This window comes from Binatus sp. (SeqCode), from assembly GCF_036522015.1.
Classification (GTDB): Bacteria; Desulfobacterota; Binatia; order Binatales; family Binataceae; genus Binatus.
On record NZ_DATDGQ010000178.1, the window covers coordinates 1 to 8279 of the forward strand.

Below are 8279 nucleotides of genomic sequence, written 5' to 3' on the forward strand. Positions count from 1 at the left end.
ATGCAGCCGTGGCAGTTCGTCGTGATTCAAAGTCGCGATACGTTGAAAGAGATTGGCGCGCTTTGCTCGACGGGACGCTTCGTCACCGACTCGCCGTCGGCCATCGTCGTGCTCAAGGACGTCGCCAACGCGCGATGGGCCGACGTCGATTGCGGGCAGGCCGTGCAGAACATGGCGAATGCGGGCTGGGCGCTCGGCCTCGGCACCTGCTGGGTCGGCAACTTCGACGCGGCGAAAATCGGCGCGATGCTCGGGGTCAAGGACGGATGGGCAATCTTCACGATCCTGCCATTCGGCTACGCTGACCCGAAGAATCCGCCGCAGTCGAAGCCGCTCAAACCGCGCGGTGAGATGGTGCACTACGAACGCGTGGGAAATCCCAAGGCGTAGAGATCTGATAGAGTCCCGACACTGAAAGGAAGGAAGCCTTTGCTATGCCGATAAAACAGCAGGTCCCCGCCGAAGCGTACGAAACGCTCAAGCAAAATCCCGACGCGCTTTACCTGGATGTTCGCACCGAAGGAGAATTCGCGGCCGGCCACCCCGCCGGCGCGATCAATATCCCGGTGATGGTGGCGAAGGGTCCGGGGCAGATGCAGTTGAATCTCGAGTTTGACGAAGTCGCCGAGAAGGTGATTCCAAAAGGCAGGAAGCTCGTCGTCGGATGCATGGCGGGCGGACGCTCGCAGCGCGCGTGCGAGATGCTCGAAGAAGCCGGCTTCACCGACCTGACCAACGTGGTCGGCGGCTTTGGCGGCCAACGCGACGCGTCGGGCAAGGTCGTCGTCGCGGGCTGGAAGGACGCGGGATTGCCGGTGACGACTGACCTCGGCGACGCCGCCTACGCTGCGCAGAAAGCCAAGGCTGGAGTCTGATGGCGATACGCCTCACCCGGATTTACACCCGCACTGGCGACAAGGGACAGACTGCGCTGGTCGGCGGCAAGCGCGTGCCCAAGGAGAGCGCGCGGCTGGAGGCCTACGGCACGATCGACGAGCTGAATTCGATCATCGGGATCGTTCGCACCTACCTGCCGGAATATCGCGAAGGGTTCGGCGCCGACTTCGATTCATATTCGGAGAGTCTGCGACGGATACAGAACGAATTGTTCGACGTGGGCAGCGAACTCGCGACGCCGCCAGACGGCGAATATCCGCAGATGCATAAGATGGGCGCCGGCGAGATCAAGAAGCTCGAACAAGAAATGGACGCGATGGAGAAGGAGCTCGAGCCGCTGAAATCCTTCACCCTCCCAGGCGGCGGCGTGCTCAACGCCTTCCTGCATCAGGCGCGCACGGTCTGCCGGCGTGCGGAGCGCGTGTGCTGGCGGCTGAAGCGCGAGGAAGATATCAGCGACAGTCTCATCATCTATGTGAACCGGCTGAGCGACCATCTGTTCGTGCAGTCGCGATGGGTCGCGAAACGTCTCGGCGAGCCCGAATTTTTGTGGGACCGCGCGCTGCGGATCGAAGATGATGAGAAAGCGGCGCGTGCAGGGAAGAGCAAGACAAGTCGCAGCGCAAAATCCTGAGCGGAGAGTCTCGCGATGGCTGATACTTCAAAAATCTATCTTCGACAGGCGCAGATCGGGCCAATGGCGAATTTCGTGTACCTGGTCGGCGATCCGGCGACGCACAAGCTGGCGGTCGTCGATCCCGCCTGGGACGTCGACGCGATCCGCAAATTTGCGGAGTCCGAGGGCTACGAGATCGACAAAATCCTGCTGACGCACTATCACCCCGATCACCTGGGCGGGCGCATGATGGGCCAGAATATCGAGGGCGCCGCCAAGTTGCTCGAACACGTCAAGGCCAAGGTCTATGTGAACAAGCATGAGGCCGACGGCGTGAAGCAGGTCGCGGGATTATCGGACTCAGACATGGTCAAGGTCGATGCGGGCGACACGATGAAGGTCGGCGAGCTCGAGGTGAAGTTCCTGCACACTCCCGGACATACACCGGGCTCGCAATGCTTTCTGGCCGAGGGCAATTTGATTTCCGGCGATACGTTGTTCGTGAACTCGTGCGGGCGCGTTGACCTGCCGGGCTCGGATCCCGAGGCGATGTATCACAGCCTGAACGACACGCTGCGCAATCTCGACGACTCGACGGTGGTGTATCCGGGGCATGCGTACTCGTCCGAATCGAGCACGACGATTGGCGACCAGAAGCGTCACAACATGTACATGCGATTCCCGACGCTCGACGATTTCCTCGACGCGATGGGTTATCCGCGCCGCTAGCCGTTCGACCACTGATCTTATGAGCGATAAGAGTAGCTCACGCGTCGAGTTGGCGGATCTGCCTGCGGACTTCGCGCCGAAGGGCGTGCCGTATGCCGTCCTCGTGCCGCCCGGCTACGACGACAGCGGCGCGTATCCGCTCTGCTTGTTGCTGCATGGCGGCGGTGGCAGCCGCGAGAACCTCGCCGCGCTCAAACCGCTGTTCGACAATTGGTGGACGGCGGGCATCATGCCGCCGATGGTGATCGCGTCGGCGAGCACGGGTGCGATGAGTTACTATCTCGACCATCCCGATGGGAGCGCTCGCTGGGAGACTTTCGTCGCGGAAGATTTTCTTGCGGATCTGCGCGGAAAATACAACGCCGGGCAGGATAGGGCGTCGACGCTCATCGCGGGAATTTCGATGGGCGGTTACGGCGCTCTGAAGATCGCGTTCGCGCGCCCCGATCAGTTCGCCGCGGTGGCTGCGATACAACCGCTGCTGGAACCCGGCTATCGCGATGCGGACATTGGTGCGCGAAATCGGCTCCATCACGGGGTCGGCGGTCTGCGCGAGTTGCTCGGCGAGAATCGTGACGCTGCGCTGTTCGAGTCGAACAATCCAGCCGGCCGCGCTCGCGCGAACGCAGAACTGATCCGGGAATCGGGACTCGCGATTTACCTGGAAGTCGGCGATGCGGATTTTCTCAACGCGCACGACGGCACCGAGTTCCTGCATCGCGTGCTGTGGGACCTCGACCTCGCGCACGAGTACCGCCTGATCCGCGGCGCCGATCATGGTGGCCCGACGTTCGTGCCGCGAATCCGCGACGCCTTCGCATGGCTCGGCTCGATTGTGACCGAGCAGCGCGCCGCATCCGCGGAACCGACGCCCGATGAACGCGCGGTGAACGAATGGCTGAAACGCGGACTGGATGGCGCGCCTCCGCCCGTCGATCCGGGCAGCAAGGCGTTCATCACCATGCTCCGCGCGCAGTTGAAGCCCGCGCGCGAGGAAGCCGCGAGGACCGATCCAACCACACTCAGGCGCTACGGCGTGTTGCCAAAAACAGATTGACCGCCATGAGTAAGGAATCGCCGAAGCCCGCTGCGCAGGCCGAAAAGTTGCGCGACGAGATCAATCGCGCCAACTATCGCTATTACGTCCTCGACGATCCGGAAATTTCCGACGCCGAGTACGACAAGCTGATGCGCCGGCTCGAGGCGCTCGAGCGCGAGCATCCGGAGCTCGCAACGCCCGATTCGCCAACGCAGCGTGTAGGCGCGGCGCCGAGCGAAAAATTCGGAGTCGTGGTGCATCGGCGGCCGATGATGTCGCTGGGCAACGCGATGGACGCCGAGGAGATGCGCGAGTTCGACAAGCGCATCAAGCGCCTGCTGAAATCCGACGCCGACATCGAGTACGTCGCCGAGGTCAAGCTCGACGGACTGGGTATCGAGCTGGTTTACCAGGACGGGCGGCTGACCGTGGGCTCGACGCGCGGCGACGGGGTCAACGGCGAGAACGTCACGCAGAATATCCGCACGATCAAGAGCGTCCCGCTCAAGCTGCAGAAACCCGATCACGGCAAGATTCCACATCTCCTAGAAGTGCGCGGTGAAGTTATTTTTCCGCGTGCGGGCTTTGCAAAGTTAAACCAGCAGCGCGATGAGGCCGGCGAGCCGGCGTTCGCCAATCCACGCAACGCCGCGGCGGGCGCACTGCGCCAGCTCGATCCGAAGATCACAGCTTCGCGCCCGCTCGACGCTTTCATGTATTCGCCCGGCGTGATCGAAGGCACCGCGTTCAAATCGCAGTGGGAATTTCTGCAAGGGATCAAGGCGCTTGGGCTCCGCGTGAATCCGCTGTCGCGCTTATGCAACGGTATCGACGCTATCCTCGAATACTGGAACGAGATCACCGAAAAGCGCCACGAGCTGGACTACGAGGCCGACGGCGTGGTCGCCAAGGTGAACTCGTACGCGCTCCAGGAGCAGCTCGGCGAGGTCTCGCGGTCGCCGCGCTGGGCGATTGCGTACAAGTTCAAGGCGCAGCAGGCGGAGACGGTGGTCGAGAAGATCGATGTGCAGGTCGGCAGAATCGGATCGCTGACTCCGGTCGGCAAACTGCATCCGGTGCAGCTCGCCGGTGTGACGATTTCCAATACGTCGTTGCACAACCTCGACGAGATTCGGCGCAAGGACATCCGCGAGCGCGACACCGTGCTGATCGAGCGCGCCGGCGACGTGATTCCGTACGTCATCCGCGTCACCAAAGAAGGGCATCCGCGTGCGAAGCCGTTCGAGATGCCCGCGCATTGCCCGGAATGCGGCGCGGCGATCGTGCACGAGGAGGGCGAGGTCGGCTACTTCTGCGTCAATGCGAACTGTCCCGCGCGGATGCGCGAATCGATTCGTCATTTCGCGTCCAAGGGATGCCTCGATATCGAAGGGCTCGGCGACAAGCTGGTTGGTCAGCTCGTTGAGAAGGGCTTGGTGAAGGAACTGGACGACTTATTCGGGCTCACGAAGGATCAACTCGCGGGGCTCGAGCGAATGGCCGACAAGAGCGCGCAGAACGTGCTCGACGCGATCCAGAAAGCGCGCAAGACTACCTTCGACAGGTTTATCAACGGACTCGGGATTCGGCACGTCGGCGAGCATACCGCGCGTCAACTCGCGCTGAAGTTCAAGACCATGGACGCGCTGGCCGAAGCATCCGAGCACGACCTGCTCGGCGTGCGCGATATCGGCGAGGAAGTTGCCCACAGTATCCGCGAGTTCTTCGACGAGCCGCGAAATCTGAAAGCCGTCAAGCGGCTGATCAAAATTCTCGACGTCGAGACGCCGGCCGCGGTCGAGGGACGCGGTGCATTGCGCGACAAAACCTTCGTGCTAACCGGGACACTCGAATCGATGACGCGCGAAGAGGCCGAGCGCAAAATCATGGCGGCCGGCGGACGCGTCACATCGTCGGTGAGTCGCAAGACGGACTTCGTCGTCGCGGGCGCGGAGCCGGGCTCGAAGCTGAAGAAGGCGCAGGATTTGGGAGTGCGAGTGCTCGATCAGAAAGGGCTTGAGTCAGTGCTCGCGGGAACAGCTTGACGACTCAAAACAAATTTGGGCGAGCAAGGTTACATCTAGTCATCAGCGGACGGGTGCAAGGCGTCGGCTTTCGATTCTCGGCGTACGACGAGGCCAAAGATCTCGCACTTGCCGGATGGGTGCGCAATCTACCCAATGGCGACGTCGAAATTGTCGCCGAAGGGAGCCGTGAGAACTTGCAGATGCTGGCTGCGTGGGCACATCTGGGCCCGCCGTCGGCGCACATAACTGAGGTACGCGAAGACTGGCTCGATCCTACAGGTGAATTCACCGAGTTCCGGATTCGCTGATCAGAAGGCGAAAAGACGGCCCTTTAATGGTTCCCGTGGATTAGCTATGCTTCAAATCCGCGTGTTGGAGTATTTGCAGGGCTTCGAATTGTCGGAGTTAATTTTCAATCAGGCTCTAACCACAAGGAGATTGGACTGAGATGGCTGTACCACCTGAGGCGGCTGGACAAGCTGCCGAGTCGCATGGTTCCGCTGCGCTCAAACCGCATCTGCAGCGCGACCACGTCGTTATCCGGTTTGCAGGCGACTCTGGCGATGGGATGCAGTTGACGGGAATGCAATTCACGGCCGAATCGGCGCTGGCCGGCAACGATATCGCAACACTGCCCGATTTTCCCGCTGAAATCCGCGCGCCGCAGGGCACGCTCGCCGGGGTCAGCGGCTTTCAGCTTAATTTTTCCAGCAGCGAAATCTTCACCGCCGGCGACGAGCCCAACGTGCTGGTCGCGATGAATCCCGCGGCGCTGCAGGCCAACATCGAAGATGTCCCGCCCAACGCCGTCATAATCGTGGACCGCGAGGCGTTCACCGATTCCAACATCAAGCGCGCCGGCTACAAGACCAATCCGCTCACCGACCATTCGCTCGACAAATTCCAGGTGATCGAAGTCGATGTGACCAAGCTCACCTCGCTCGCCGTTCACGGGATGGGCCTGAACAATCGCGAAGTGTTCCGATGCCGCAACATGTTCGTGCTTGGGATGCTGTCGTGGCTGTATCAGCGGCCGATCGAGAGCACGCTCACCTATCTCGAGAGCCGCTTCAAGAAGACGCCCGCAGTTCTCGAGGCGAACATCAAAGTGCTCAAGGCCGGGTTCAACTACGGCGAGACGACCGAGATGTTCGCGAGCTCGTACGAAGTGCCGGCCGCGCGAATCGCGCCGGGACTGTATCGCAATATCACCGGCAACAGCGCGACCGCGCTGGGATTCGTGGCGGCCGCTGTGAAATCGGGACGGCCGCTGTTCCTCGGCTCGTATCCGATTACGCCCGCCAGCGACATTTTGCACGAACTCTCGGGCTTCAAGAATTTTCCCGTCTATACTTTCCAGGCCGAGGACGAGATCGCCGGCGTATGCGCTGTGATCGGCGCGTCATTCGGCGGTGCGATCGCAATCACCACGACGTCGGGCCCCGGCATGAACTTAAAGGCCGAGGCGGTCGGGCTCGCGGTAAAGGTCGAGCTGCCGATGGTGATTACCGACATCCAGCGCGCGGGACCTTCGACCGGCATGCCGACCAAGCCCGAGCAGGCCGATTTGCTGCAGTCGATGTACGGACGGCATGGCGAGTCGCCGATTCCGATTATCGCGGCCTCGACCCCCGCCGACTGCTTCGATTGTGCGTACGAGGCGGTGCGAATCGCCGTCAAGTACATGACGCCGGTGATCCTGCTCACCGATGGCCAGCTCGCCAACGGTGCGGAGCCGTGGCTGCTGCCCGACGCCGACAAGCTGCCCGAAATCAAAGTCGAGTTCGCGACAAATCCCGAAGGCTTCCTGCCGTACAATCGCGAACCCGAGACGCTTTCCCGTCCGTGGGCGGTGCCGGGGACCAAGGGTCTCGAGCATCGCGTCGGCGGACTGTCGAGCGAGAACCTGACCGGCAACGTGAGCTACTCGCCGGCCAACAACGAGCTGATGGTTCGCACGCGGGCGCGAAAGATCGCCGGCATCACGCGCGAGATTCCGCCGACGCAGGTGTTCGGCGACGCCGACGGCGACCTCGTCGTGCTCGGATGGGGCTCGACCTATGGCCCGATTCGCGAAGCCGTCAAGCATGTGCGCGCGAAGGGCAAGAAAGTTTCGCACGTGCATCTGCGCTACCTGAATCCGCTGCCACGCGACCTCGAGGAGACGCTCAAGCGTTTCAAGCAGGTCATGATCCCCGAAATGAACATGGGACAACTGCTCAAGATGATCCGTGCCGACTACCTGATCGCGGCCTTCGGCTTCAACAAAATCCAGGGCCGTCCGTTCAAGGTCAGCGAGATCGAAAACCGCATCAACCGGGCCCTGGAGGGCTGATCGAAAATGGCTACCGCTCTTAACCGCAAGGATTTCGTTTCCGACCAGGAAGTTCGCTGGTGCCCCGGATGCGGCGATTACGCGATCCTGGCCGCGGTGCAGAAGACGATGCCCGAGTTCGGCATCGCGCCGGAGAATACGGTCTTCATCTCGGGCATCGGATGCTCAAGCCGGTTCCCGTATTACATGAATACTTACGGCTTCCACACGATTCACGGCCGCGCGCCCGCCTTCGCGACGGGACTAAAAGTCTCGCGTCCCGATCTCGACGTATGGGTGGTCACCGGCGACGGCGACGGCCTGTCGATTGGCGGCAATCATCTGATTCATGTGCTGCGGCGCAACGTCGATCTGAAAATTCTGCTGTTCAATAATAAAATCTACGGACTCACCAAAGGCCAGTACTCGCCGACTTCGGAAGTGGGCAAGGTCACCAAGTCCACGCCGATGGGCTCAGTGGATTTTCCCTTCAATCCGATCACTGTCGCGCTCGGCACGCACGCGACTTTCGTTGCGCGCACAATCGACGTCGAGCAGAAGCACCTCGGCGAGATGCTCAAGCGAGCGCACGCGCATCGCGGCGCGTCGTTTGTCGAGATTCTCCAGAACTGCAACATCTTCAACGACGGCGCGTTC

The 8279-nt window shown here is 61.5% G+C and carries 9 protein-coding genes; all 9 read left to right on the forward strand.

Features of this window, described 5'->3' with window-relative positions:
* Positions 1–390 (forward strand): nitroreductase family protein (locus VIW95_RS07530; RefSeq protein WP_331584977.1); only part of this gene is annotated, 390 nt, incomplete at its 5' end.
* Positions 391–434: 44 nt separating this feature from the next.
* Entirely contained in the window at positions 435–875 is a 441-nt protein-coding gene (locus tag VIW95_RS07535) for a rhodanese-like domain-containing protein (RefSeq protein WP_331584979.1), read from the forward strand.
* Positions 875–1531: a cob(I)yrinic acid a,c-diamide adenosyltransferase gene (locus VIW95_RS07540; protein WP_331584981.1), complete on the forward strand. Its 657-nt coding sequence runs from the start codon at positions 875–877 to the stop codon at positions 1529–1531. Before VIW95_RS07535 ends, VIW95_RS07540 begins: the two co-directional genes overlap by 1 nt.
* A 15-nt stretch (positions 1532–1546) precedes the next feature.
* Positions 1547–2242 carry an MBL fold metallo-hydrolase gene (locus VIW95_RS07545; RefSeq protein WP_331584983.1) on the forward strand — a complete coding sequence of 232 codons (696 nt, stop codon included), beginning with the start codon at positions 1547–1549 and terminating at the stop codon, positions 2240–2242.
* A gap of 19 nt (positions 2243–2261) precedes the next feature.
* Positions 2262–3299, forward strand: a complete 1038-nt coding sequence (locus VIW95_RS07550; protein WP_331584985.1) for an alpha/beta hydrolase — start codon at positions 2262–2264, stop codon at positions 3297–3299.
* A 5-nt stretch (positions 3300–3304) separates the two neighbouring features.
* A complete protein-coding gene (gene ligA / locus VIW95_RS07555; RefSeq protein WP_331584987.1) occupies positions 3305–5326 on the forward strand; it encodes an NAD-dependent DNA ligase LigA in 2022 nt (673 codons plus the stop codon).
* Positions 5323–5616 carry an acylphosphatase gene (locus VIW95_RS07560; protein WP_331584989.1) on the forward strand — a complete coding sequence of 98 codons (294 nt, stop codon included), beginning with the start codon at positions 5323–5325 and terminating at the stop codon, positions 5614–5616. The genes ligA and VIW95_RS07560 overlap by 4 nt, the downstream gene beginning before the upstream one ends.
* Positions 5617–5756: 140 nt before the next feature.
* Positions 5757–7643 carry a 2-oxoacid:acceptor oxidoreductase subunit alpha gene (locus VIW95_RS07565; RefSeq protein WP_331584991.1) on the forward strand — a complete coding sequence of 629 codons (1887 nt, stop codon included), beginning with the start codon at positions 5757–5759 and terminating at the stop codon, positions 7641–7643.
* Positions 7644–7649: 6 nt separating this feature from the next.
* Positions 7650–8279, forward strand: a 630-nt coding sequence (locus VIW95_RS07570; RefSeq protein WP_331584993.1) for a 2-oxoacid:ferredoxin oxidoreductase subunit beta, incomplete at its 3' end; no start/stop codon positions are given.

Excerpts from the sequence above, each read along its gene's own strand:
- VIW95_RS07535 (WP_331584979.1), top strand. The coding sequence starts at position 435 with ATGCCGATAAAACAGCAGGTCCCCGCCGAAGCGTACGAAACGCTCAAG.
- VIW95_RS07540 (WP_331584981.1), top strand. The coding sequence starts at position 875 with ATGGCGATACGCCTCACCCGGATTTACACCCGCACTGGCGACAAGGGA.
- VIW95_RS07545 (WP_331584983.1), top strand. The coding sequence starts at position 1,547 with ATGGCTGATACTTCAAAAATCTATCTTCGACAGGCGCAGATCGGGCCA.
- VIW95_RS07550 (WP_331584985.1), top strand. The coding sequence starts at position 2,262 with ATGAGCGATAAGAGTAGCTCACGCGTCGAGTTGGCGGATCTGCCTGCG.
- ligA (WP_331584987.1), top strand. The coding sequence starts at position 3,305 with ATGAGTAAGGAATCGCCGAAGCCCGCTGCGCAGGCCGAAAAGTTGCGC.
- VIW95_RS07565 (WP_331584991.1), top strand. The coding sequence starts at position 5,757 with ATGGCTGTACCACCTGAGGCGGCTGGACAAGCTGCCGAGTCGCATGGT.